A 25,540-nucleotide genomic window follows, 5' to 3' on the forward strand; every position below is an offset into this window, starting at 1 on the left:
GGAAAATCAAATTTCATTGTTTCACTCTTCTTTCCAGATTGCTATTCCCGTATAACCATATATCCATGCTGTAATGAAACCAAGGTAACACATTATAGCCCATGGAAGGTACTGGATAGTTGGCACACCTAGCACTGTAGTCATATAGATACCCGCCGCGGACCATGGAATTAAGGGAACAACAACAGTTCCCGAGTCTTCTAGAGTACGGGATAGCACTGTTCTCTTGATTTTCATTTTGTCAAAAAGGTCTCTGAACATTGTAGCTGGCATTATCTCAGAAAGATATGAATTTCCAGTTCCCAGTCCGGTTAATATTCCAGTGAGAGATGTTGCAAATATTAGTCTTGCAACGCTTCCTTTTATGAATTTAGTTTGCAAATACTCTATAATCTTTGAAATACTACCACTGCGCTCTAATTGTCCAGCGAAAATATATGCAAAGAATACAACTGCCATTGCACTTGCCATGAACGAAATTCCTCCTCTGTTGAGCATCTTATCAACGGCCTCAACTCCAGTGTTAATTGAAGGTCCCTTTGCCATAACTTTAACAATCGTGGCAATATCATAGCCTTGCCACATTGCTATGGGGATTGCAGCAAGAATGGCTACCCATAACACTGGTATTGTTGGATATTTCTTATAAGCTAAGATTAACAAGAGAATGGGAGGAATTAATGTTATTGGACTTAAATTAAAGTTCTGTTCCAATGCTTGTAGTATAACGTTAACTTTGCTCCAATCGATGTTTCCGCCTGCCTTTAACCCTACTAAACCATATACTATTAAGGAAATTAAATACCCTGGCATTGTAGTGTACAACATCGACTTTACGTGATCAAGAACATCAACTTCTGCCAATGCAGCTGCTAGAACTGTAGTATCAGATACAGGACTGATTTTGTCTCCTAAATATGCACCAACTACTATGGCTCCAGCAGCAGCAGGTAATGGCACTCCAAGTCCATAGGCAACGCCCATAAGAGCTACTCCAAAAGTGGCTGCTGTTCCCCATGAAGTTCCAGTTAAAAGGGAAGCTATACTACATATAATCGTCGCAGCCACTAAGAATATTTTTGGACTCAGGGTCTTGAGACCTGCATACATTAGGTAGGGTATTGTTCCAGAAATCATCCAAATGGCAATTAATGGCCCTACTGTGATCAAAATAATCATTGCTCCCATAGCTTTTGCAGCTAGTGGAACTGTGCCCTCTTCAAAGAGCTCTTTCCAAGAGAAACCATAATAAAACACGTATATCGCTGTTGTCATTATGCTTACGAACATTAACAGAATTGCCGTGTCAAATTCCAATATCAACTTTCCTACGACCATTGTTGCCAAAATTAGTAGTATTACTGCACTTGCTCCTTTTAACCCAACTTCTCTTTTTGGCATCTCTATTTCACCTCTTTCCTTATTTATCCTCTTAGCTGGTGTCAGAACGAATTTCCCATCATCCACCAGCTTTGTGGCTTTTCTTTTATATTTTAGTCAAAGTTTGCATGTGGCAATGTTAAATCTCGTGTTTAATAGTTAAAAGCCTAGTGTGTTAATTTTTGTCTATATGTTTCGTAAAGTATTGATTTAGAAATTGGCTTTAATCCCATGAATGTCGTAATTAGTAGTTAAAACTTAAACTGAAAAGGAGCGATCAAAATAATACCAAAAGAATTCCATGATTTAAAATTGTATTCTGTTATTTCGTATATTCTCGGATTTGCAATTGCTTCGTAAATGAAGCTATTGATGTCATCCCTTTTTGCTTGACGATTTAGTTTGACTAAAACATCTGCATATGCAACATTTGCTGCCCGCAAGAGAAGAAGTCCAACTATTTGCAAAATTCCTTCCTCTTGAAGCCTTAAACGTCGCCTCCTGACTGTAGTGACTGAAACTCCAAGTTCTTCTGCAATTTTTGTATCACTCATTCTACCGTCCTCTCGCAGTAACTGGTAAATCTTAATGTCAAGATCATCAAGTTTGCCCTTGAAAATCTTCCTTAAAACAAGTATCTCGTTATCTGTCTCCATCTTGTCTCCCTTATCATAATTTAATCTACAGTTTTTATGTTTTCTGGCTAACGTATTCGTGTCTGATCTTAAGTACTCGGTACTCGTTAGGATAATCAACAAAAGCAAAAGAAGAGCTTGAAAGTAAACTGTCTTCTGGTGCGGGGGCGGGGATTTGAACCCCGGAACCCCTACGGGACGGGACCCTGAATCCCGCGCCTTTGGCCAGGCTCGGCAACCCCCGCGCGTTAGTAGATGAATTTCGAAGACCTTTTAAATCTTTCTAATCGATATGGTTCACCCTCACTTTAGTCCTCGAGCCATATCTCTATTCTCTGAACTCCTCTTCCTATGCTTGAGCGTTTGAGCTTCTTTATGTGGCCAATTTCCTTAATGTCCTTTACGTGTGTTCCTCCACAGGGGAGTATTTCAAAGTCTCTAATCTGGGTTAACCTCTTCTCCCCTTCCCACCAGATTTTGACTTCTCCGCCTTCATCAACGTACTTATTAAACAGCTCAATTATCTTATCTTTGTATTGATTGATGTTCTCAGGGTATCTTATGTCGTACCTGCCCTTTTCTGGGCTCATTCCACTCCCATGTGGTTGCCAGTTTCCTTTTCCTAAGACTTCATTAAGCACGTGATCTAAGAGGTGCAGCGCAGTGTGTATTCTCATAAGTTTGTACCTTCTTTCCCAGTCGAGTTTTAGTTCTACTTCGTCCCCAACGCTAAAGGGACTTACATCCTCAACAACATGCCAAATGTTTCTGTCTTCATCCTTGTAAACATCCAGAACGCTGACTCCATTTATTGTGCCTGTATCGTGGGGTTGTCCGCCTCCAGTTGGATAAAATATGGTCTGATCTAAAAGCAGGGCATTCTCCTTTATCTGAACTACTTTTGCCTTGGCTTCCTTTAAATATGCGTCCTCATAATAAAGTTCCCTTGTCATATTTACCACCTGACAAAAAATATTGAAGGGAAAATTAAAAACCTAATGCTACCTCTTTTTTAACATGAAGAGGGCGATACCTATTAAAACTGCTGCTCCTGCTATTCCCGCTATCTGAGGAGTTGTTAAGTTTATTTTGCTTTCTTCTGAGGGCAGTCTATACCGAATATAGGCTCTCGTGACTTCTCCTAGAAGGGATTGTATGTCCTCAAAGGGAGCACCGTATCTGACAAATACATTCGCTGTTATCAAAATCTTACTTCCTTCTACGTTTGTGGAGAGTATGTATCTGTTTCCTTTGACTTCTTTGCTTACGTTGTTTGGAACTTCAACAATTTCTGCATCTTGTGGAATGATAAACTCAATTCTTAGGCTCTGGTTTATCTCGTTTTGAGCTCTATATCCCAGCTGGGATGGATTCAAGAGCGTTGGGTCAAATGAGTATTCGTAGATTCCATCTACTAACTTAGTGAAGTTCTTCAGGACGTAGTTGGTTTCTATTGTCAATGGACCTTCCTTATCCAATCCCAATATGCTTGCATTTGCATCTTCCACTGTTATTCCTTGAGCTACCATCCCCTGGAGGGAGTTTTGAAGTATCATATTGGTTACGTTTCCAGCCCCCATAAGATTTATTTGGAGTTTCATAAGTTCTATTTGCTCCTTTGGTTCGATATAGGTCTCCCTTATACGGAGATTGGTAGTCCCATCTTCTGAAATCTCCGCTCTTATATACTGCTCGGTTTTTACAGGCTGGTATGTTTCTTCTCCTTTGTGTGGGGTGGTATAACGTATGTAAAATGCATTATAATCACCAAAGAGTGCCTCAAACCCTTCTGGAGACAGATTTTCTTCCAAGTAAATATCGGAACTTATTATAATCTTGTTACCTTCAACTTTTGATAGTACGTGGAATTTGCTTTGCCCGAATTCTCTTGTGTATTCTTTAGGATATTCAACAAGCTCTGCATTCTCAGGGAGCTCTATAATAAATATGTTGTGAAGTTCTATTCTTTGGGGTAATCCGATAGTTGGGGTTGGCATTGTTCCATAGCCTCTAGTTGGATCCACAACTATTTCCCAGTAGTCATCGTAGGAGTAATATTTGGCAAACTTTTCTGCATATGCCGCGAAGACTGCTGTAAAGTTATCCTCTTTAATGCTGGTCAGTTTGAATGTTTGATTTTTAGTGTTTATCCCTGCGTTTGCTAAACTGGCAACGTAGTTATCCAGTTGCTCTTTTTCAAACTTTGCTATTGCCTCTTCTTCACTCATGTTTGTTTGATTTAATACGCTGGCAATTTCTTTTTGTATTTCATCCTTCGGCCCTAGTATAGAGGTCGTTACCGTTATTTGAGCATCTCCATTTTGGAGTAGCTTAACTTTGAGCGTAAATTCTTCTTTATAGTGGTCTACTGTCTCTGCTTGAGCAAAAGAAAGACTCAGAAGGAGAATTAGCAAAAAACTTCCTAACTTTTTCATTTTTATCCCCCAATGTTTTTGTACTAAGAACCAAATGGTGGTGGGGTATTTAACTCTATCCCTCCCAAATTAAAAAAAGGAGAAAAGGAAATCACCACTTGCTTAAGTCAAGTTCTCCCTCAGTCTTTGCAACTATGGTAGTTCCAGTCAAATCTCCTGTAACGTTAACCATTGTTCTACCCATGTCGAGGATAGCATCGATTCCAAGTATCATTGCGTAAGCCAAAGCAACAGGAGTTCCTGGTTCTAAGGGTAATCCTACGCTTTCTAGAACCATCGCTAGCATTATTGCTCCAGCTCCCGGCACACCAGCGGTTCCAATTGAAGCCAAGACTGCTGTGAGGACTATTACTAACTGCTGGCTAAGTGGTAAAGGATGTCCAATTGCATAAGCTATGAACATTGCACAGACACCTTGGTAGATAGCAGTTCCGTCCATGTTAATGGTTGCACCCAATGGAAGTGTAAATGAATAGATGCTCCTTGGCACGCCCATATTCTCTTCTGCAACACGCATTGTGACCGGCAAAGTACCACTTGAGCTCCTTGTAACGAATGCCATGATCATGGCGTCTTTAGCCTTGCTGAGGAACTTGACTAGATCCAGACCAAAGATCTTGAGGAGAAGCCCATAGACGACCACTATTTGAATTGCTAAGCCCAGATATACTGCAATGGTTACTTTAGCGAGAGGCCCAACAACCTTCGGCCCATAAACTGCCATGATGTATGCTATTAATGCAAATACACCTATTGGAGCGTACTGCATAACTCCTCTAACTATTTTGTACATAGCCTCTGCAAGCCCGTCAAATGCATGATAGAGTGTTGTTGCTGAGTTCTTGATTCTTTCATCTTCGCTGTTCATGAGATAGCTGAGGGCTATTCCTAAGACAATAGCAAAGAATATCGTTGGAAGAACTGCGCCACTTGCAAGAGCTCCAAATGGGTTTGTTGGTACTATGTTTAAGAGGGTATCTACAAGGGATGGGGCTGTTGCTTCTATGGCTTTACCTTCACCAGTGCCGAGTTCAAGCCCAAGGCCTGGCTTGAAAATGTTGGCCATTATAAGTCCTATGGATACTGCAAAGGCTGATGTTACTAGATAGTAGAACACTATTTTTACACCAACTCTTCCAAGTCTTGCCGGGCTTATGCTTGCGGCACCAACGACAAGCGAAGCTAGGACTATTGGCATCACTAACATCTTTAGGAGCCTAACAAAGAGGTCTCCAAGAGGTTTTATTGCAGTTGCTGCTCCTGGGTGGCCAATGGCCTCCACTATCAGTCCGTATATTGCACCTAAAATCAGTCCAATAAATATCTTCCTCAAAATTGGATATTCAAGGTATCCTTTTAGAAGTCCCATTGAGATCACCTCTGGATGTACGTTGTACATAGATGCCTACGGCAGAGAAACTTTGTACGTTCGTGGTATATAACTTTTTCCAAAAATACAAAATGCGGGAAATTATTCAAACCTCAGTGATACATCTCCGTAGAGAACTTTTTCTTTTCTGCCATCTTCGAGTTCAAGGATCAATGCGCCAAGTTCATCAATATCTACAGCTTTTCCTCGAATTTCTCCTTCTTCTCTTATCACTCTAACTTCCCTATTTAGAATGGCTTTCTCTTTCCACTTTTGAAGTATCTTTTCATCTTTTCCGTGGAGAAATTCCTTGTACCAATATTCCAATCTCTCTACAAGGATTTTAAAGACATCCTCTATTGGGATTTCAACTCCCAAAACCTTGCTTATTGAGGTGGAAGTACTTAAAAGTTCCTCTGGAATTGGGTTATTAACGTTTATTCCTATGCCTAAAATTACGTAGTAAACTTCTCTTTCAGAAAAGCTACCCTCTGCTAAGATTCCGCATATCTTTTTTTCATTTACAAGGACGTCGTTGGGCCATTTTATTTTTGCTGCTTCCACTCCAAATCGCTCTAGAGTTTCAACAACGGCTATTGCTCCAAGGAAAACTATTTTGACTATGTGTTCTGGGGTGGTTTTTGGTTTTAATATTACGCTCATCCATAGTCCGCCCTTAGGGGACATCCAAGTTCTGAACTTTCGGCCGTAGCCTCTTTTTTGGACATCGGCTGTTATTATTGTTCCCTCGTCTTCGTGGGGAGCTATTTTTTTGGCGTATTCGTTTGTTGACTCTATTTCTTGAAAATATATCACTTTCCTTCCAATGCTCTTAGTATTAAGTCCAAGCACTTCCTCCACCGTAGTATATCTTGGGCTTTTGAGATTATTTAATTAACGATAGGTTTAAATCCTGCTTTTCATAGTGTATCACCAGAGGTGAATGGTATGGAAGCGTACAACAACATTGGGATTAAAAGAAGACTTAGAAGGTTTTTTAGGAGAAATGGGAGGGCTTTGATTTTTGCAATGGATCACGGGTTTGAACATGGGCCAACAGATTTTGAAGAAAACTGGGAGCACATTAAGCCTGGAATCATAATCCGAAAGGTTGTTAGAGCTGGCGTAGATGGCGTAATGATGCTTCCAGGGATAGCGAGAATAGCAGGTGAAGAGCTCATCGGTAAGGATGTAGGCTTGATGGTAAAGCTTACCAGCAAAACAGGGCTTAGACCGAAAGAAGAATGGCTTATGCAGGATCAGCTCGGCTTTGTTGAAGATGCTATTAAACTGGGCGCTGATGCCGTAGCGGCAACTGTTTACTGGGGAAGCCCATATGAGGGTGCAATGATGAGACAATTCGCAGAAATAGCAAGCTATGCCCACGATTTGGGATATCCAGTTGTTCAGTTTGCCTATCCAAGGGGACCATACATTAATGAAAAATACGGCAAGAAGGAGGATTACAGGGTAGTTATGTATGGTGCAAGAGCTGCAGCCGAGATGGGAGCGGATATGATCAAAACCTATTGGACGGGGTCAAGAGAAACATTTGCCAAAGTTGTTGACGCCGCATCTGGTGTTCCGGTTCTCTTGAGTGGAGGCGCAAAGACAGACAATCCCGTGGACTTCTTAAAGCTCGTCTGGGAAGTCATTGAAGCTGGAGGAAGCGGAGCAGTTGTTGGGAGAAATATATTCCAGAGAGAAAACCCAGAACCAATGATCAAGGCGCTTCTGAGGGTAATCCACAGAAACGAAGACCCAGAAGAAGCCGCAAAGGCTGAAGGATTAATCTGACTTTTCTTAACTCTTTATTTTGGAAATACTGACAGGATAAGCAGTAGAGCGCTACACTTAAGTTGTCGACCATATTTCAGAAAACCATTATTTACTTTGAGTAATTTCAGTCTTAAAACTCTTTTCGCCAGAAAAGAAAATCAGGACAGCAAGAATATACCGAAGAGAGATCTCGGCTACAAACAAGTCGTAAAAATCTGGAATCGATCACACAACAATCCTTCCTGCTTGTCTTGGAATCTTACGAAAATCAACTTTTTCTGATTGATAAGGCAAAAGGGGTATAAGTCTGCTTTTAAGAGTCTGGAGCTGGGTTTTATTCATGGGACTTTTGGGTTGGGGGGCATTGGAGCAAAATTATCGGTAGAGTTTTTAAGGCAGAACAAGGGCTGTAACCCATACCGCGGAAAAGAAAACAGAAACTAAACTGAGCCAAGTACGAACAGTTAAGAAATCTCCCGAACAAACAAGTATTCAAAACACTCAAAAACGCAATTTACACCCTACCAGAACCCTACACAGTCCACAAAGGCGGAAGAGGCCGACCAGCCTACAACCCAAAAGCCATAACAGTCCTAATACTCTGGCAATTCTACATAAACAAAAGCGACAGAAACTACCAGAACTACCTCAAATCAACCGACTGGATCAAAAAAAGAACTAAACCTAACCAAAATTCCCGACAGACAGACTCTAGACAGATACAGGAAGAAAACAACACCAGAATACCTAGCAAACCTCAACAAACTGATCCTAAAGCAAATTAACTCCAGAAAACTGGCGATTGACTCCACGGGCTTGAAGGTTTCTAGAAGACTGCCAGCATGCTCCGTAAAAAGGCGGCCGGGGATTTTTAAAACTGCATGTTCTTTACGATTTAGAATCTAAAACTGTAGTTTCACTGCGCGTGACTGAAGGTTTTCGGTATGATTCGTCGGTTTTCAGGAATTTGATCAGGGATGTTGGACAGTTGGAGTGTTTGCTGGTTGATTGTGGGGCATTTGGCTTGGCAGAATGAGGGGTTGGTTATTGAGAAGGGTGGTTTGCCGTTTATTAAGCTGGAGAGGAATGTTGGTAGGGGTTCTAGACCGAGGGGGTGTTCTGCTTGGAAGGATATGGTTAGGTTTCAGTTGGATCATCCGCGGAAGTTTCGGCGTGTTTGCAGGTCTAGGGTGTTGGTTAAGTCGTTTTTCAGTGTGTTTCAGTCTAAATTTCTGGATTTTGTTCGGTGTAGGTTGTCTGCTTCTATCTTCACTGAAATTTTTGGTAAAATAATTCTGTTAAACCTGATTCAGGATTCAGGTGATCAAAATGCAGAAAAACCTAATGCTCCAATGTCCATTGAACCAAAAACTTTTAAATTTGTCAGGAGATAAAATCATGTAATGAACATGAATACTGAAGAGATAGTAGAGATTGGAGTACGTCAGCAAGGATGGCGTTCGAGTCTTACAACCACCTTATTAGATAGCAAAATTGAAAAAATAAGTTTTTTTTTCAAAGACATTCTGGCATTTTCAACCCAATATGTACTAAACGCTCCCCCAAGGTGCATTTATGAGTTTTTAAATCAAGATGGAAATGTAATAGATTACCATGTAATTGAGGTATCGGAAAATATGAGTTTTGTAGTAACTTGGGAAAAATTAGAACATCTTACACCATATTTTGTTGAGGCAGGGTTTTACCCTCTCTACCCACCAGTAGTTGAGAAAGGCATCACAAAGTGGTTATTAGCAACCAGACCTTCACTAACATCTTTTTCCAAATTATTTGAGTTATTAGAAAAAGCAAATGTTAATATTGTATATATTAATAGAATGGAAATTCAAGAAGCAAAAAAAGAAATACTCACCTATGTTTGCAAAGCTAATATTTTCATAGATTTACCCATATTATCAGAAATTGAAGAAAAAATTTTAAAGAAATGCTTGGATGAGGGGTACTATGAGTTCCCAAGAAAAAAGAGTCTCCGTGATATATCAAAAGCCTTGAATATGTCTCCTTCAACTTTTAGCTATACATTAAGAAAAGCTGAAAAAAAAATTATTAGTTGGGTTCTTAATTCCAAATTCTATAAAAAACAGCCTTAATTCTTTAAACTTTTAGGAATCGATTATTGTCCTAGACATTTAGGAATATACATTTACCCTATACCTTGATATTGTTTTTTGTTATTAAGCGAATCCACAAAGTTCAAGCGAAAATTAGGGTATTTTCTCTATATTTTTAAAGATGAGATTACTAAAGCCAACTTTAAAATTCTTGAGGAATTGTTTTGTCCTTTAATAAGTTATGCCGCTCTAGAGATTTATAAAGTTCTCATTGTATATTTTCAAATATAATTGCACATTTTAGACAATAAGAAAATAATTTATTGAGGAGCATCATGGAATAGGGGTGGCCGCTGTATGACCAAATGTGAAATAGAGGGTGCACGTATATTAGTTAATACTTGTGGATGTGTGAAGCCGGGGGAGAATGTAGTAGTAATTACAGACACGAATAAGATTTCTATCGCAGAATACATTGTCATTGCAGCTCAAGAAAAAAATGCAGAAACTGTGCTTATTATCATGTCTCCTCGAGAAACACATGGAGAAGAGCCCCCTAAAACTGTAGTTGGTGCCGTGAAAGAGGCAGATGTAGTATTTGCAGTCACAACATTTTCACTTTTTCACACCAAAGCACGCCAAGAAGCATGTAAAAATGGAGCTCGTTGGATAAACCTACCAGACTTTCGTAGAGAAATGCTTTGTAGCGGGGGTTTATATGTAGACTTTTTATCTCAGAGGGAATTAGTTGATAAATTAGCTTCAATTCTTTTAAATGGTTCGCAAGTTAAAGTTATCACAGAAAGAGGTACTGATATTGAATTTTCTATAAAAGGTCGTTCTCCTATTCGAGAATATGGTATCTGTGATAAGCCAGGAATGGTTTCTTCTCCCCCCGATATTGAAGTTTGTATTGCGCCAGTAGAAGGTACAGCAAATGGGAAGATTGTTGTGGATGGAAGTATCGTTCTGCCTGAAATAGGACCTCTTTCTAAAGGTAAAGAAGTTATACTAACAGTTAAAGATGGTTTTATCAGAGAAATTAATGGTGGAACTGAAGCTAGGAAGTTTAAAAAAGTGCTTGAAACAGCAAATGATCCTTCTGTATATAATATAGCAGAATTTGGAATAGGTCTTAATCCAATGTGTGAATTAAGTGGAAGTATGCTTGAAGATGAAGGGGTTTATGGAACTATCCACTTTGGTATAGGAGATAATCACACTATGGGGGGAATTACAAAAGCTCCCATGCACATTGACGTGGTAATTAAGGAGCCTACGGTAATTGTAGATGGTAAAATCATCATAGATCACGGAGAACATGTTTATGCAAAATGATGATGGGGGTGATAAACAAATGAGATAAAACATATTATCTATCCTAGAGAAGGAATATAGAATTTATGTTAGTGGATAAGTTGAATATTTCGTTATTCTAAGTAAACTAAATTAATTGAGGGGGAATTAAAAATGGAGGGATATGTCTTAACAGGTTGGTTGATGTTAGTTTTCATTCCACTAGCAAGTTTGGGATACATGACATGGTGGAGTTACAATATTCTAAAGAAAGAAGAAGGTGAAGAAGGATGATAGAAGAAGCGATATTCATAGGATACTTGATTCTTTTACTTATAGTTGGTTGGTTAGGAACTAAATACACGAAAACTGTTGAAGATTTCTATGTTGCTGGCAGAAAAATGGGAGCGTGGGTTATGGCATTTACTCATGAAGCAAGTGCTATGAGTGGTTGGGTATTCCTAGGAGCTGCTGGGATGTGTTATGCAATGGGCTACACTGGACTATGGAATGTACCGGGAGTTGTCATTGGTACTGTCATGGTTTTTGTGCTTTGTGCTATCCCTACTTGGAGACTAGGGAAATTATTAGGAGCCATAACTTTAACAGATGTTTTAAAGGCTAGATATTATGATGATGAAAACCGCCTATCTACTGTTGTAAGTGCAGTGATTCTTTTGGGCTCATGGTTGTATGTACTAGCTCAATTAGTAGCCTCAGGTAAGACATTAGAATTCTTTTTTGGTTGGAAATATGCATATGGAGTTATTTTAGCAGGGTTAATAATTACATTATACACAATGGCAAGTGGATTGTTTGCTGTAGCATGGACAGACTTCATTCAAGGAGCAATAATGTTACTTGGATTAACACTTGCAGTAATTGCTGGGATTAAGGAGGTTGGGGGTATTACCCCAACGTTTCACGCCTTACATTCAATTGATCCTAGTTTAGTACAGCTTGCTCCCACTATGGCAGTACTTGCGTTTGGAATAAGTTTTCTACTAGGAGAGGGGACTGTGTCCTATCTCGGACAACCCCATCTTTACCCAAGGTATCTTGCATCCAAGTCTCCAAAAACTATTGCAAGAGCAGGATTAATAGCAACAGTTGTAATCATTATTTTTATGATAGGAGCAGCTTTGGGGGGTTTTGCTGGTAAGGTACTATGGCCTGATCCGTCAGTATTTCCAAGAGGAGATCCGGAGTACGTACTGTTACAGTTGTTTAGATACGTATACCCACCAGTTATTGCTGCTCTCTTCACAACTGCAGTTTTAGCAGGAGCCATGTCAACAGCAGACTCCTGGCTTCTCGTAGCAGCTAGTACAGTAGCTTGGGATATTTACACAAGGATATTAGGTAAAGAAGTTGACCAAGAAAAACATGTTCAACTTTCTAGAATTGTCGTTCTAATTATAGGAATTACAACAATACTAATTGCTCTAAAACCTAGCTCTGTATTATGGCTTGTTGCTTATGCATGGGGAACATTTGCTCAATTAGGAGTTATTATAGTAGGCGGGTACTACTGGAAGAGAGGCACCCAAAAGGGTGCTATATGGGGATTAATAGCAGGAGTTGTCACTAATATTGTTTGGTATCATACACTGAGGGATTTAGCTCATCCTGCACCCATAGGAATGGCTGTAGGTTCTATAGTTTATATCATTGTTAGTTTGCTAGATAAAGAACCTCCAAAGAAAGCACAGGATTTAGTAGTCTACGCTAGGACGGGTAAACTTCCTGAAGACTCCGAGTGGAAGCAATTACAAGCTTCATGAATTTTTAAATTTTATTTTTTTAATTTCAACTGATGAAAGTGGTAAAAATCCAGTTAGTTGAATTTCTCAAGACCACACAAGAAGGAGATTGCCGAGGGTATTGAGAAACTAGCTAAACTTTATAAGGAAAAGGTTTGAAGGTACACAGTTTATTTTTTGCTTTGGCTCTGTACCTACTGGTAATAGCATTAATCGGGTGGGCAAGGGAAACTTGAGAAAAGAAGTAAGAGCAATTATAGGAGTGGTGGGTATTGCAGTTGCAACTTTAAATATAATTCCAGTAGCAATTGGGGCGGCAATTGTTATATGGTTAAAGCTCTTCAGAGGAAAGCTCAAAGTTTAAGGGTTAGCTTCTCTTGCTTTTCCCTTTTTCACTAAATCCCCATAGTAGAAAAATAAAATCAGGTAAACATGTAGATATTACTAAATAAATGTTATGAGGTGATAAATTTGTTATTTAACCGGAAAAGGGCTTTAGAAATTATGGAGAAGTATGACTTAGACGTGCTTGTATCTACCACACCGGAAAACGTCCTTTATCTTAGCAACTACCAAAGTGTTAGCCACAAATTGTTAAAAGAAGTTCAGATATACGCAGTATTTCCACGTGATCTTGAACCGGTCTTGATAATACCAATGTCCGACTTAGATCTCTATGCAGATAACCCCAGTTGGATAAAGGATGTGAGAACCTATGGCACGTTCTATATAGAGGAAGGAGAATCAACCGAACTTTCGAAATCGGAATTGAGACTTGCTAAACTCCAAAAGATAGCTAAACCAGGGTTAGATCCCTTTACAGTCTTAACAAATGTTTTATCAGAAAAAGGGCTGGACAAAAGCAATATAGGATTAGACGAAATGGGCATAGACTACGTCACACAGTCTAAACTTAAGGCTATGTTACCAGAGGCTAATTTTAAGCCCGCTTATAACATACTTAGAGAAATCAGGATGATTAAAACAAAGGAGGAAATAGAATTATTACGCAAATCTGCTGAGATATCACAAAAAGCAGTAGAGAGGATGCTGGAGTCCGTAAAAGAAGGTGTAACTGAACGAGAGCTTGCCCAAGAACTTGAAGAAGTAATAGTTAGAAACGGTGCAAAACCCTTCCTCACAGTTCTAGGGTGTGGCACTAGAAGCGCTTTTCCCAACGCATTGCCAAGTGATTATAAAGTTAAAAAAGGTGATATAATCCGTTTTGATGGTGGATGTGAATACAAAGGGTACTACTCAGACATAGCAAAAATAGCAGTATTGGAAAGGGCCAATGAAAAAGTCAAGAAGTACTTTAAGGCAATCGCTTTAGGAGTTGAAGAAGCAGCTAATGCTATAGAACCAGGGGTCAAGGCATCAGAAATATTCCAGATAGCAATGGAAGCAGTTAAAAAAGCAGGAATACCACATTATAGAAGGCATCATGTCGGACATGGTATTGGTGCAGAGTGCTATGATCCACCCATACTTAGGCCAAGTAATCAGACTGTTTTGGAACCAGACATGGTAATAAACATCGAGACACCGTACTATGAATTTGGTTTAGGCGGACTTCAAGTCGAAATAACTATTCGAGTGACACAGGATGGTTACGAATTGTTAACCCCTCAAACTTTTGATAATGATTTATTAATAATATGAAAGAGATGATGTCAGATGGCAGATAGAGTCATAGGTTTAAAATGCTTAAATTGTGGTGCAGAATACCCTCTCAGCAGAATGTTCGAGGGTTGCCCTAAATGTGCAACAGACAAATTCAGATCTAACCTAACAGTAGTATACGATTACGACGCAATTTCAAAACTTATTTCCAAAGATCTCTTCCTAAAGAGATCAAGACTTATGGGAGTGTGGAGATTCAAAGAGCTTTTACCAGTTGAGAACGAAAAATACATGATAACACTGGGAGAGGGTAATACTCCATTACTCAAATGTAAAAACTTGGAAAAAATCTTGGGACTTAGAAATCTCTATGTAAAAGATGAGTCGAGGAATCCTACTTGGTCATACAAAGACCGGTTATGTTCTGTTGCTATCTCAAAGGGGCTAGAGTTTGGTGCTAAAGTGGCCACAGTAGCAACAACAGGTAATCATGGGGGCTCTACTGCCGCATACGCTGCTAAAGCAGGGATGGATTGTGTTATATTTACCTTGCCCACAGTCTCGGACATAATGTTAACTTTGATGCATATATATGGAGCAAAAGTAGTGCCCATTACAACACCCGAAGGCAGATGGGCATTAATGAAAAAGTGTGTAGAAGAATTAGGATGGTATCCTACGGGCACATATTCGTCTCCAATGCCTACGGGAAATCCCTACGGGGTTCAGGGGTATAAGACCATAGCTTTTGAAATAGCTGAGCAGTTGGAGTTTGAAGTGCCTGACTGGGTGGTAGTACCCACGGTTTATGGAGAGGGGTTATACGGTATATGGTTGGGGTTTAATGAATTTCAAAACTTAGGTATTACTGATGATCTCCCACGGATGATAGCTGCTGAGACAGAAATGGGACCCATAGCGAATGCATTAAGAAAGAATCTTGACTACATTGAAAAAGTCCCATCGAAACCCACTGTAGCATTATCGATAGCTGGTACTATAAGTAGTTACCAAGCATTAAAGACTATGCGTGATTCAAATGGCTATGCCATGCCAGTTACTGATGATGAAATATTACAAGCACAAAAAATGTTAGCTAAGCATGAAGGAATTTTTGCGGAACCAGCTTCCTCTGCTTCTTTAGCAGCCGTGATAAGATTAGTAGAAGAGAACAGGATTGATAGAGATGAAAAAATAGTACTAGTGATTACATCAACAGGGCTAAAGGATATAAGGCCTGTGACTCCAAAGAAGTTACCAGCAATAGAGCCAGTATGGAAAGATCTTGAAATATTTCTGAAAAAGCACTATAATTTTCAGCTATAGGTATTTATAAAGTCTTCATTGTATATTTTCAAACATAACTGTACATTTTGGGAGATAAAAATATGTGCTAATGATTGATTACATATATCTGGAACCATAGTAGATAAAAGGAAACTGGGGGTGATGGCCAAACTTTTGTCATATCCTCAGTAGTAGTTCCATACTTCATTTGCAAACTTCACCATCCCTGACGTAATGCAAATTGAACATTTCGTTGTTAGCAACTAATTAAGATAAGAAGTGAGGGGGATTAAAAATGGAAGATTACGTGGTAATTGCTGGTCTCTGGGTTTTTGGAATTCCTTTGGTTTCAATATTAGTGTCTGTCCTATACTGGTACAAGGTCAGGAGGGGCATAGAATGATAGAAGAAGCGATATTCATAGGATACTTGATTTTTTTACTTATAGTTGGTTGGTTAGGAACAAGAAGAACTAAGACTGGTGAAGACTTCTATGTTGCTGGCAGAAAAATGGGAGCGTGGGTTCTAGCGTTTACTCATGAGGCTAGTATTATGAGTGGTTGGGTATTCCTAGGAGCTGCTGGTTTTGTATATGAACATGCAGTTGCAGGAACATGGGTAGTGCCTGGAGATGTGCTTGGTACATTAATGGTACTTATTCTGTGTGGAATTCTAGTACACAGGATAGGAAAATTAACGGGAGCTATATCAGTAATAGACGTTTTGGAAGCTAGATACTATGATGAAGATAAACGTATTATCAGATTAATTTTAACCTTGGTAATTTTATTTGCATCATGGGCATATGTAGTGTCTCAGCTAGTAGCAGGGGGCAAGACGCTAGAATTCTTTTTTGGCTGGAAATATGGCTATGCAGTTGTGATAGTAGGGATGATAATTATACTCTACACAATGGCAAGTGGAATGCTTGCTGTAGCGTGGACTGACTTCGTCCAAGGACTATTGATGCTGATAGGACTCTCCCTAGCTATAATAGTTGCGCTTAAAGAAGTAGGTGGTTTTGCACCTATGCTCGATAAACTTCATGCAATGGATCCTTCATACACAAAGCTTGCTCCCAATTTTCTAGTAACTATGCTTTCATTTACAGTACTTTTGGGTTCAGGAACTTTTGGATATCTAGGTCAGCCCCATATACATGCAAGATATCTTGCAGCTAAGGATGAAAAAACAATTGCAAATGCAACAGTAATATCAGTGGTTGTAATCTCTATATTCATGATAGGAGCAGCTTTAGGAGGGTTAGCGGGTAAGGTACTATGGCCTGATCCGTCAGTATTTCCAAGAGGAGATCCGGAGTACGTACTGTTACAGTTGTTTAGATACGCATTTTCTCCAGCGATGGCTGCTCTCTTCACAACTGCAGTTTTAGCAGGAGCCATGTCAACAGCAGACTCCTGGCTTCTCGTAGCATCCACATCTGCTTCATGGGATTTCTATAAACAGTACCTTAGAAAACCGATAGATCAGAAAAAACAAGTTAATATTGCTAGAATTACAACATTAGTTCTTGGATTCCTCGCAATTCTGTTTTCCTTCAAACCAGAATCCGTATTCTGGCTTGTGGCATTAGCATGGGGAACATTTGCATCAGCGATTGGCCCTCCATTAGTTCTTGGTTTATATTGGAAAAGAGCTACCAGAAAGGGTGCTTTGGTAAGTATAATAGTAGGAGCCATAGTAAATGCTGCATGGCACTATGCTGGTTTAGAAGCTTATTCACATCCTGCAGTTCCAGGCATGGCAGCTGCAACGATAGCTCTTGTTGTTATTAGTTTGCTAGATAAAGAACCTCCAAAGAAAGCACAGGATTTAGTAGTCTACGCTAGGACGGGTAAACTTCCTGAAGACTCCGAGTGGAAGCAATTACAAGCTTCATGAATTTTTAAATTTTTAATTTCGTTGGAGGTGGCGAATGATGATAAGAAGATGCAAATTGGGGGTATTAGTTCCTTCCTCTAATATTACTATGGAGTATGAACTTTATAAGATGGCACCAGACGGAGTGTCGATTCATTTCTCGAGAATACCTCAAACAGAAGATACAGAAGAGCAATTGGCAGCTATGATTGATTATGTTCCCCAAGCTGCCGAATTATTAGCTCATGCAAGAGTTGATGCGATAGCATTCGGTTGTACTAGTGGTAGTTTCATAAAAGGAGTTGGATATGACAAACAAATTATAGAGAGCATACAACAAAACACTGGAATACCCGCAACTACTACAACAACTGCTGTTTTAGAAGCCTTGGACTTAATGGGGTTGAAAAAAATCTCAGTTGGTGCACCATACACTGATCCGATAATGCAGAAATTAAAGAAACTACTGGAAGAAAATGGATTCAAAATAACAAAAATAAAAGGCCTTGGTCTTCTCAAGGGTGAAGGAGACTTACCCATAGATGAAACGTATAAATTAGTCAGAGAAATTGATACTCCTGAGTCCGATGGGATCTTTATAAGCTGTACGGATTTCAAAACTGTCGAAATTTTAGAATTGCTAGAAGAAGATCTCGGAAAACCTGTTGTTTCGAGCAATCAAGCAACTATGTGGAAATTGTTGAGATTATCGGGGTTAAAGACCAAAATAAGAGGGTTTGGTGCATTATTACGAGAATTCTGAGAAGATGTGGTATGTTTCATCAAATGGAAAAGATGGGGGGATAAAAATGAATTATGAAAAATACTATTCGGAAAAAGTGAAAGGTATGAGGCCCTCAATAATTAGGGAATTGTTAAAGAAGTATGTAGGAAAAAAAGGCCTTATCTCTCTAGCAGCTGGCAATCCTAGCCCAGAAACTTTTCCAACAAGGATAATCAAAAAACTTGCAGATGAGGTGCTTGAAAAGTATGGAAAGGATGCACTCCAGTATGGTCCTACGCCTGGTTATTCGGGACTTATAGAGCAGATAAAGAACTTCATAGAAGAAAGATACAAAATAGATTCCTCAAAAGTGGGCGTGTTGATAACGTCTGGTGCACAACAGGTGCTTGATTTAACTGGTATGACTTTTCTAAACCCAGGAGACGTTGTAATCATTGAAGCGCCCACATATGTAGCGGCTATTGATGCTTTTGCTCAGTATGGTCCTGAGTTTGTTCAAGTGCCAGTTGATGAGGAGGGGATGAGGGTTGATGTGCTTGAGGACAAGCTTAAGAAATTGAAAGCTGAAGGCAAAAACGTGAAATTCGTCTATACAATCCCAACATTTCAAAATCCTGGTGGAGTAACAATGAGTGAGGAAAGGAGGAAGTACCTTCTTGAGCTTGCAAACAAATACGACTTTTTAATCATTGAAGATGATCCATACCACGAGCTTAACTATTCGGATAAAGAACCTCCGCTGCCTATAAAGCACTGGGATTCAGAGGGGAGAGTTATCTACTCTGGAAGTTTCTCAAAAATCCTTGCACCTGGCTTTAGAGTCGGGTGGATTGTGGCGGATCCGCAGATTATCAGAAAATTTGAGATTGTTAAGCAACGGCGTGATCTTCACACGAGTAGTTTTTGCCAGTACATCGCTGCAGAGTACATAAAAGGAGGTTATCTTAGAGAGCATATTCCAAAGATTAGGGCATATTATAAACCAAAGTTAAAGGTAATGCTTGACGCTTTGGAAGAGTACATGCCGGAGGGATTTGAGTGGACTAAGCCGACAGGAGGCATGTTTGTTTGGGTAATGGGTCCAAGTGAATTGAATACAACTTCCATGCTAGAGAAGGCCGTGGAGAATGGTGTAGTGTACGTTCCAGGTGAAGCGTTTTACCCAGACAGAAGTGTAAAGAACGCTATGAGAGTGGATTTCTCGTATCCAAGTGAAGAGGAGATTGTTGAGGGAATTAAAAGACTAGCAAAAACATGCAAAGAAGAGGGGGTGTGACAAGTTGAAAGTAGAATTTATGCTTGGAAACCACGCTATTGTGGAGGGTGCTATTGCTGCAGGTTGCAGATATTATGCAGCCTACCCCATAACACCCGTTAATGAGATAAGCATATATATGGCGGAAAAGATGCCTAAAGTAGGAGGCATATTTATTCAGTCTGAAGATGAACTCTTTTCCATCTTTTCTGTAATCGGAGCGTCCTTAGCTGGTATGAAGGCTATGACAGCCACAGCAAGTGCAGGATTTAATTACATGCAAGAGGGACTTGGGTACGCTACTGCGGTTGAAGTCCCATTAGTGGTAGTAGACTCGATGAGAACTAGAGGAGAGAATTTCCCAACTCATGCTGATATAATGCAAGTTAGATGGGGGCCAAGTGGAGACTACGAAGCAATAGCGTTTGCCCCATCGTCTCCTCAAGAATGCTTCGATTTTATGATTGAGGCGTTTAATACTGCAGAGAAGTACAGAACTCCCGTTATTATAATTCTCGAAGCCTCTATCGGGCTCATGAGAGAAAAAGTAGTTATCCCAGATGAAGACGAGATAAAAAAGAAGATAGTCAATAGGAAAATAGCCAAGGTAAATGAAATTCCTCCGGAGGAGTTTTTGCCGTATAAAGGAGATGAAAAAGGAGTACCACTATTTCCAGTATTGGGAACTGGTTATAGGGTGATTAGGTCCTTAAACCCGCATGATGAAAGAGGATACATTAATTGGAGTCCAGATGTGTTTGAAAGGATGTATAACAGGATAATTGGGAAAATAAGAAACAACATAGATGACATAGTAAAATATCGGGAGTTTTATTTGGACGATGCAGATATAGCCGTAGTGGCTTATGGAAGCACTGCAAGGGTTGCATTAGGCGCAGTGAAAAAACTCAGAGAAGATGGGGTTAAAGTTGGCTTGCTTAAGTTAGATACGGTGTTTCCAGTACCCGAACAAGAACTAAAAAAAGTTGCCGAAAGTGTCAAAGGTATTTTAGTTCCTGAACTTAACGTTGGGAAATACGTTCTCGAAGTGGAAAGAGTTGCCGGATGCATAACAAAAGTTGAGTCATTGCCCAAGAATAGAGGGGAACAATTCACTTTGAATGAAATTGTTTCTGGAATAAAAAATCTATACCAGGAGGTGTGTTAATATGGAGGCTATAAAACATCCAAGATTAAAATATCTTCGAGAAGATTTATTACCACATACTTTTTGCCCTGGTTGTGGAATCGGGCAACTTATGAATTACCTAGCAAAGGCCTTAGATGATCTTTCGGCAGAAGGAAAAATCGATTTAGATAAAGTTGTGATGGTAACAGGAGTTGGATGTGCAGCAAGGCTTCCAATCTTTATGAACTTTGAATGTATCCACGGCATACATGGACGTGAGTTAGCGTATGCAAGTGGAATAAAGCTAGCCAATCCTAAACTCCACGTAATAGCTGTTTTAGGAGATGGAGCCGCTGCTAATATAGGTGGTAATCATTTCATACAAGCATGCAGGAGAAACATAGGAGTAACTACAATAGTAATAAACAACAGAATTTTTGCAATGACTGGAGGCGAAGTAGCAGCAACTACACCTAAGGGTGTTGTTACATCCACTTCTCCCTATGGAAATATTGAGCGTCCATTCGATCTTTGTAAGCTTGCTGACGCTGCTGGAGCATCCTTCATAGCAAGATGGACTACAGCTCATCCATTTCAACTAATAAACACGTTAAAAAAGGCCATAACTCATAAAGGATTCTCTCTTGTCGAGGTTATTTCCCAATGTGTAACATATTATGGAAGGAGGGTATATGGGGTGGACGATCCCGCAGTTTTATGGAAGAAGCTTAAGGAAGAAAGTGTCCCCATAGAACAAGCAAGAGAGATAAGTCCAGAAGACCTTGAGAAAAAGATAATTGTAGGTGAGTTTAAGGCCGAAGTGAGACCCACATTTGAAGAGGAATATTACAATATGTTGAAAAAAATAACGGGAGGAAGGTGAAGAAATTGCCGGAGTGGAATATTCGATTTTTGGGCATAGGGGGTCAAGGTATTGTTTTATCATCAGTTATATTAGCTCATGCTGCAGTGTTAGATGGAGTTAATGCCACTCAAACACAAAGATATGGCTCAGAAGTACGAGGAGGAGAAGTTTATGCAGATGTCAAAATTTCCGATGGAGACATCTATTCTCCTATTATAGACGAAGTGGACTACATGATCGCGTTTGCGTATAGTACTTTGTCAAAATATATAAATACAATCAAGGATGACGGGACTCTTTTTATAGATCCAGATCTCGTCCAAAACATTCCTCCCACAACAAAACGTATTGGAACTGTTTACAAGATTCCAGCAGCTCGTATTGCTACTGAATTAGGTAATAACAGGGTAGCTAATACTGTTATGCTAGGAGCTATGAGAGCTATTACAAACATTGTTACTGAAGAAAGCCTTCTCAAGTCTCTGGAAATGCATGTGCCGAAGAAATACCTCGAGATTAACAAGAAAGCGTACTACGCCGGCAAAAACTTTGTTTTAAGTAGTGAGGAGAAATAAACAAAGCTAAGGAGGTATTAACAATGAAACTCTTCGAATTCCAAGCAAAAGAAATATTTAGGAAGTATAATATACCAACAAGTACTTCCAGTTACTTAATTAAAAATGCTGAAGAGGTCAATGCAATCTTGGATAAACTACAACTACCTTGTGTTCTCAAAGCCCAAGTTCTTAGTGGTGGAAGAGGAAAAGCAGGAGGTGTCAAAATAGCAAAAACTAAAGAAGAAATTTCTAAACTAGTAGAACAGATTTTTAATTTAGTGATCAATGGAGAAAAAACTTGCGCAATTCTAATAGAAGATTATGTCAATATCGAGAAAGAGCTTTATACTAGTATAACTATAGACACCACAACTAACAACGTTACGATACTTGCTTCTTCTCTTGGTGGCATCGATATTGAAGAACTAACCCTTAAGCATCCTGAAATGATCTTTAAAATGAATGTAGATCCGTTTGTTGGGATAAAGACATACCAAGCAAGGCTTCTTGCAAGAAAACTTGGACTCTCAGGAAGACTAGTTAATGTATATGCACATATTTTGACTTCTATGTATAGAATACTCAGAGACTATGATGCTGAACTCGTAGAAATAAATCCCTTAGCATTAACGAAATCAGGAGAATTAGTAGCTGTAGACGCTAAAATAGTGCTGAATGAACCTGCCAAATATAGACACCAAGAAACTTTTGAACAGTTAGAGAAAGAGCAAGAAGCTCTTGGTATTACCAGAAATCTAAAAGAAATCAAGCTAAAAGAGCTAGGGTGCTCTGCATATATTGATTTTGAAAAAGAGGGAATCGCACTTATATCTGATGGGGCAGGTATTGGAATGTATGCATATGATACAATTTGTCAATTAGGTGGTTCAGTTGCTAGTTATTGTGAACTTGGATTGGCTAATACTCCCGAAAAGATAAGCCGAGTACTGGAGATAGTTTCAAGTGATCCAAAAACTAGAGTACTTCTAATAAACTGGTTTGGTGGGGCTAATATAATGGATGAAATGTGTAAAGGCATAATACAATTCAGAGAAAAAAACAATAGCATTCCAATTATAGTGAGAGTAGCTGGAACTAACTTTGACAAAGCACACGAGATGTTAAAAAATGCGAATATTTTTGTCACAGAAGATATTAACGAAGCTGTAAATAAAGTTATATCTTTCTCGGGAGGGATAAGCTAATGGTAATTGAAATAAATAATGTTAAATTAGACAGAAATGCTAGAGTAATAGTTCAAGGAATAACTGGTAGAATTGGCTCGTTTCAGAGTAAATTAATGATTGATTATGGTACCAACATAGTTGCAGGTGTAACTCCCGGCAAAGGAGGAATGGAAATTCATGGAGTCCCAGTATATGATACAATCTTTGAAGCTAAAGAAGAAAAAGGACCTTTTGATGTAGCAGTAGCCTTTGTACCACCTGGTAGTGCCTTGGATAGTTGTATTGAAGCAATTGATGGTGGTGTTAAACTTATTGTGCTTCCAACTGCGGATGTTCCTTATCTTGATTCAATAAAAATAATACACTATGCTAGCGAGAAAGACGCAAAAATAGTAGGGCCTGAGGCAGCGGGAATTCTCATACCCCATGAGTGCAAACTGGGAGTTCATCCTGTACTTCCTGACAAATACTTTACTAAGGGTCCAGTTGGCATTGTGTCTAGAAGTGGTTCTCTCTCATATGACATGTCCAAAGCTCTCTCTGGGGCGGGGATAGGTCAATCTGCCATAGTATGTATAGGGGGCGGACCAATATGGGGAACTTCAATGATAGACGTGATTGAATCATTAGAACGAGACAAGGATACAGAAGTAATATTAATGCTTGGTGAGATAGGGGGTACTATCGAAGAAGAAGCTGCTGAATATGTTAAACAAAATGTATCAAAGCCTGTTATAGCTTTAATAGTGGGTCGGTGTGCTCCACCAGGAAAAAGTATGGGACATGCGGCAGCAATTATAATGAAAGGAAGAGGTACGTGGGACACTAAAGTACAATTCTTGAGAAATTCTGGCATATATGTTGCCAAAACCTTTGAGGAAGTTATAGAAAATGTTAAAAAATATCTAAAAAGGTAAGGAGGTGTCGTGATGAAGTATCCTGTTATTAATGAAAACCTGTGTAAAGGATGTGGTATATGTGTCGAGGTATGTCCAAAACAAGTGCTCATAATATCTCCAACTAAGATTAATACAAAAGGCCTAAATATTGCAGAAGTACAAGCTCCTGAAAAGTGCATAGGTTGCAAGTTATGTGAAATAGTATGTCCCGATTTTGCAATAACAATTGTTGAAGAAGGGGGCTAAATATCATGGCATCTTATGAGACACTAGGTAAATGGTTGGACACACTTGTAAATATCGATATACTTGGGAGAGGTATAATAGACAAACTATATACTGGAGCATATGAGAAAATTGGTGAGCCTTTAATCTATAGAGCAGCAAGAGAAATCAAAGAAGCTGTGGGTAAAAATGATGCAGTTTTGATAATGACAGGCTTCAGAACACCCCCGTTGTATGTTCAGGAAACAGATGGTCCCTTAGGAGCTGCATCACTTGCCAGAACCATTGACATATGTCTGGGTGGCAAGCCAATACTCATAACAGAGCCGGTAGATGCCTCATTAAGGATCTTAAAAGCTGCAGTTAGAGGAGTTGGACTAAGTGTCATGCCTATTGAAGAAATCTGTAAGGAGTCGTATAAGCATTCTGCTTCAATTGTAGGATTTCCGATAGATGAAGAAAAAGCAAAAGAGGATGCAAAAAGACTTTTGGATGAACTAAACCCCAGGGCAGTAATAGCTATTGAAAAAGCAGGTCGTAACTCCAAGAATGTGTACCATAATCAGAGTGGATTGGACATTAGTAAATATCATGCCAAGGTTGAACATATAATCACTGAAGCTCAAAAAAGAGACATTTTAACTATAGGCATTGGGGATGGAGGTAACGAAGTAGGTATGGGAGTAATAGAGGATGTAGTAAGAAAGCATGTTCCCTATGGGGATGTGTGCCAGTGCCCTTGTAAGGGAGGAATAGCTGCAACTTCTAAAGTTGATGTGTTGGTGACAGCAGCCATTTCCAATTGGGGTGGCTATGCTCTTAGTGGCATGTTAGCTAGGATGTGCAATAAACCAGAGGGGTTACATACTCAAGAAAATGAAGATCTAATGTTTACTTTAGTCATAAGCGAAGGAGCCATTGACGGAGATAAGGGTATTGTTGAAAGATCGGCTGATAACGTAGAACTTGGCATACATAAGTCTGTTTTAGCACTAATCCGCCAGATATTGTTTCATCGCCCACATCCAGTTATTAGGGGGGAGATAATAAGTGTTTAAAGTAGATCAGTGTTGTACCAGCTAATAGGTTTGGGAGTGTTTTGTTGTTTTAATTGTGGAAGGATAATGAAAATCATGGATTAAGTATAACCTGGTTTTA

24 protein-coding genes and 1 tRNA gene are annotated in these 25,540 nt (G+C 39.4%); 18 read left to right on the forward strand and 7 right to left on the reverse strand.

Going from position 1 to position 25,540, the window contains the following annotated elements; genetic code table 11:
* Positions 1-21: 21 nt before the first annotated feature.
* The 7 genes from nhaC to NF865_RS06750 all read right to left on the reverse strand — a co-directional run bounded on the left by nhaC (position 22) and on the right by NF865_RS06750 (position 6,671).
* Entirely contained in the window at positions 22-1,338 is a 1,317-nt protein-coding gene (gene nhaC, locus NF865_RS06720; protein ID WP_253305606.1) for a Na+/H+ antiporter NhaC, read from the reverse strand.
* A gap of 293 nt (positions 1,339-1,631) precedes the next feature.
* On the reverse strand, positions 1,632-2,036 hold the full coding sequence (locus NF865_RS06725) for an Lrp/AsnC family transcriptional regulator (protein ID WP_253303991.1): 405 nt from the start codon (positions 2,034-2,036) through the stop codon (positions 1,632-1,634).
* A 136-nt stretch (positions 2,037-2,172) separates the two neighbouring features.
* Positions 2,173-2,260 (reverse strand) — tRNA-Leu (locus NF865_RS06730).
* Between the two features lie 63 nt (positions 2,261-2,323).
* Positions 2,324-2,968, reverse strand: a complete 645-nt coding sequence (locus NF865_RS06735) for an alanyl-tRNA editing protein (RefSeq protein ID WP_253303992.1) — start codon at positions 2,966-2,968, stop codon at positions 2,324-2,326.
* Positions 2,969-3,016: 48 nt separating this feature from the next.
* Complete coding sequence (locus NF865_RS06740) at positions 3,017-4,450, reverse strand: exodeoxyribonuclease VII small subunit (protein WP_253303993.1); 1,434 nt, start codon at positions 4,448-4,450, stop codon at positions 3,017-3,019.
* Between the two features lie 91 nt (positions 4,451-4,541).
* Positions 4,542-5,819 (reverse strand): dicarboxylate/amino acid:cation symporter, encoded by a 1,278-nt coding sequence (locus tag NF865_RS06745; RefSeq protein ID WP_253303994.1) that lies wholly within the window; start codon positions 5,817-5,819, stop codon positions 4,542-4,544.
* 102 nt (positions 5,820-5,921) lie between these two features.
* A complete protein-coding gene (locus NF865_RS06750; RefSeq protein ID WP_253303995.1) occupies positions 5,922-6,671 on the reverse strand; it encodes a biotin--[acetyl-CoA-carboxylase] ligase in 750 nt (249 codons plus the stop codon).
* A gap of 96 nt (positions 6,672-6,767) precedes the next feature.
* On the opposite strand from NF865_RS06750, the gene fba reads away from it, so the two are divergent.
* The 18 genes from fba (at position 6,768) to NF865_RS06830 (ending at position 25,440) form a co-directional block, all read left to right on the forward strand.
* Complete coding sequence (gene fba / locus NF865_RS06755) at positions 6,768-7,616, forward strand: class I fructose-bisphosphate aldolase (protein ID WP_253303996.1); 849 nt, start codon at positions 6,768-6,770, stop codon at positions 7,614-7,616.
* Between the two features lie 901 nt (positions 7,617-8,517).
* Complete coding sequence (locus NF865_RS10480) at positions 8,518-8,634, forward strand: hypothetical protein (protein WP_436317669.1); 117 nt, start codon at positions 8,518-8,520, stop codon at positions 8,632-8,634.
* Positions 8,635-9,001: 367 nt separating this feature from the next.
* The gene (locus NF865_RS06760; protein ID WP_253303997.1) at positions 9,002-9,709 is read left to right on the forward strand and encodes a helix-turn-helix domain-containing protein; all 708 of its coding nucleotides are present in this window, start codon (positions 9,002-9,004) and stop codon (positions 9,707-9,709) included.
* A 318-nt stretch (positions 9,710-10,027) separates the two neighbouring features.
* Positions 10,028-11,008, forward strand: coding sequence for an aminopeptidase (locus NF865_RS06765; protein ID WP_253303998.1), 981 nt, complete (start codon positions 10,028-10,030; stop codon positions 11,006-11,008).
* Positions 11,009-11,256: 248 nt separating this feature from the next.
* The gene (locus NF865_RS06770; protein ID WP_253303999.1) at positions 11,257-12,750 is read left to right on the forward strand and encodes a sodium/proline symporter; all 1,494 of its coding nucleotides are present in this window, start codon (positions 11,257-11,259) and stop codon (positions 12,748-12,750) included.
* A 211-nt stretch (positions 12,751-12,961) separates the two neighbouring features.
* Positions 12,962-13,093 carry a hypothetical protein gene (locus tag NF865_RS10395; protein WP_301281849.1) on the forward strand — a complete coding sequence of 44 codons (132 nt, stop codon included), beginning with the start codon at positions 12,962-12,964 and terminating at the stop codon, positions 13,091-13,093.
* A gap of 140 nt (positions 13,094-13,233) precedes the next feature.
* The gene (locus tag NF865_RS06775) at positions 13,234-14,391 is read left to right on the forward strand and encodes a M24 family metallopeptidase (RefSeq protein WP_253304000.1); all 1,158 of its coding nucleotides are present in this window, start codon (positions 13,234-13,236) and stop codon (positions 14,389-14,391) included.
* A gap of 15 nt (positions 14,392-14,406) precedes the next feature.
* Positions 14,407-15,678, forward strand: coding sequence for a threonine synthase (gene thrC / locus NF865_RS06780; RefSeq protein WP_253304001.1), 1,272 nt, complete (start codon positions 14,407-14,409; stop codon positions 15,676-15,678).
* A 360-nt stretch (positions 15,679-16,038) separates the two neighbouring features.
* A complete protein-coding gene (locus tag NF865_RS06785; RefSeq protein WP_253304002.1) occupies positions 16,039-17,541 on the forward strand; it encodes a sodium/proline symporter in 1,503 nt (500 codons plus the stop codon).
* Positions 17,542-17,578: 37 nt separating this feature from the next.
* Positions 17,579-18,283, forward strand: coding sequence for a maleate cis-trans isomerase family protein (locus NF865_RS06790; RefSeq protein ID WP_253304003.1), 705 nt, complete (start codon positions 17,579-17,581; stop codon positions 18,281-18,283).
* Positions 18,284-18,329: 46 nt separating this feature from the next.
* Positions 18,330-19,541, forward strand: coding sequence for an aminotransferase-like domain-containing protein (locus tag NF865_RS06795; protein WP_253304004.1), 1,212 nt, complete (start codon positions 18,330-18,332; stop codon positions 19,539-19,541).
* Positions 19,542-19,545: 4 nt separating this feature from the next.
* The gene (locus NF865_RS06800; protein WP_253304005.1) at positions 19,546-20,688 is read left to right on the forward strand and encodes a 2-oxoacid:acceptor oxidoreductase subunit alpha; all 1,143 of its coding nucleotides are present in this window, start codon (positions 19,546-19,548) and stop codon (positions 20,686-20,688) included.
* Between the two features lies 1 nt (position 20,689).
* A complete protein-coding gene (locus tag NF865_RS06805) occupies positions 20,690-21,532 on the forward strand; it encodes a thiamine pyrophosphate-dependent enzyme (protein WP_253304006.1) in 843 nt (280 codons plus the stop codon).
* 5 nt (positions 21,533-21,537) lie between these two features.
* The gene (locus NF865_RS06810) at positions 21,538-22,089 is read left to right on the forward strand and encodes a 2-oxoacid:acceptor oxidoreductase family protein (protein ID WP_253304007.1); all 552 of its coding nucleotides are present in this window, start codon (positions 21,538-21,540) and stop codon (positions 22,087-22,089) included.
* A 23-nt stretch (positions 22,090-22,112) separates the two neighbouring features.
* Positions 22,113-23,276, forward strand: a complete 1,164-nt coding sequence (locus NF865_RS06815) for an ATP-grasp domain-containing protein (RefSeq protein ID WP_253304008.1) — start codon at positions 22,113-22,115, stop codon at positions 23,274-23,276.
* Complete coding sequence (locus NF865_RS06820; RefSeq protein WP_253304009.1) at positions 23,276-24,175, forward strand: succinate--CoA ligase subunit alpha; 900 nt, start codon at positions 23,276-23,278, stop codon at positions 24,173-24,175. The genes NF865_RS06815 and NF865_RS06820 overlap by 1 nt, the downstream gene beginning before the upstream one ends.
* Before the next feature lie 12 nt (positions 24,176-24,187).
* Entirely contained in the window at positions 24,188-24,403 is a 216-nt protein-coding gene (locus NF865_RS06825; protein ID WP_253304010.1) for a 4Fe-4S dicluster domain-containing protein, read from the forward strand.
* 5 nt (positions 24,404-24,408) lie between these two features.
* Entirely contained in the window at positions 24,409-25,440 is a 1,032-nt protein-coding gene (locus NF865_RS06830; protein ID WP_253304011.1) for a DUF4392 domain-containing protein, read from the forward strand.
* Positions 25,441-25,540 lie beyond the last annotated feature (100 nt).

The organism is Thermococcus aggregans (genome assembly GCF_024022995.1).
Classification (GTDB): domain Archaea; phylum Methanobacteriota_B; class Thermococci; order Thermococcales; family Thermococcaceae; genus Thermococcus_A; species Thermococcus_A aggregans.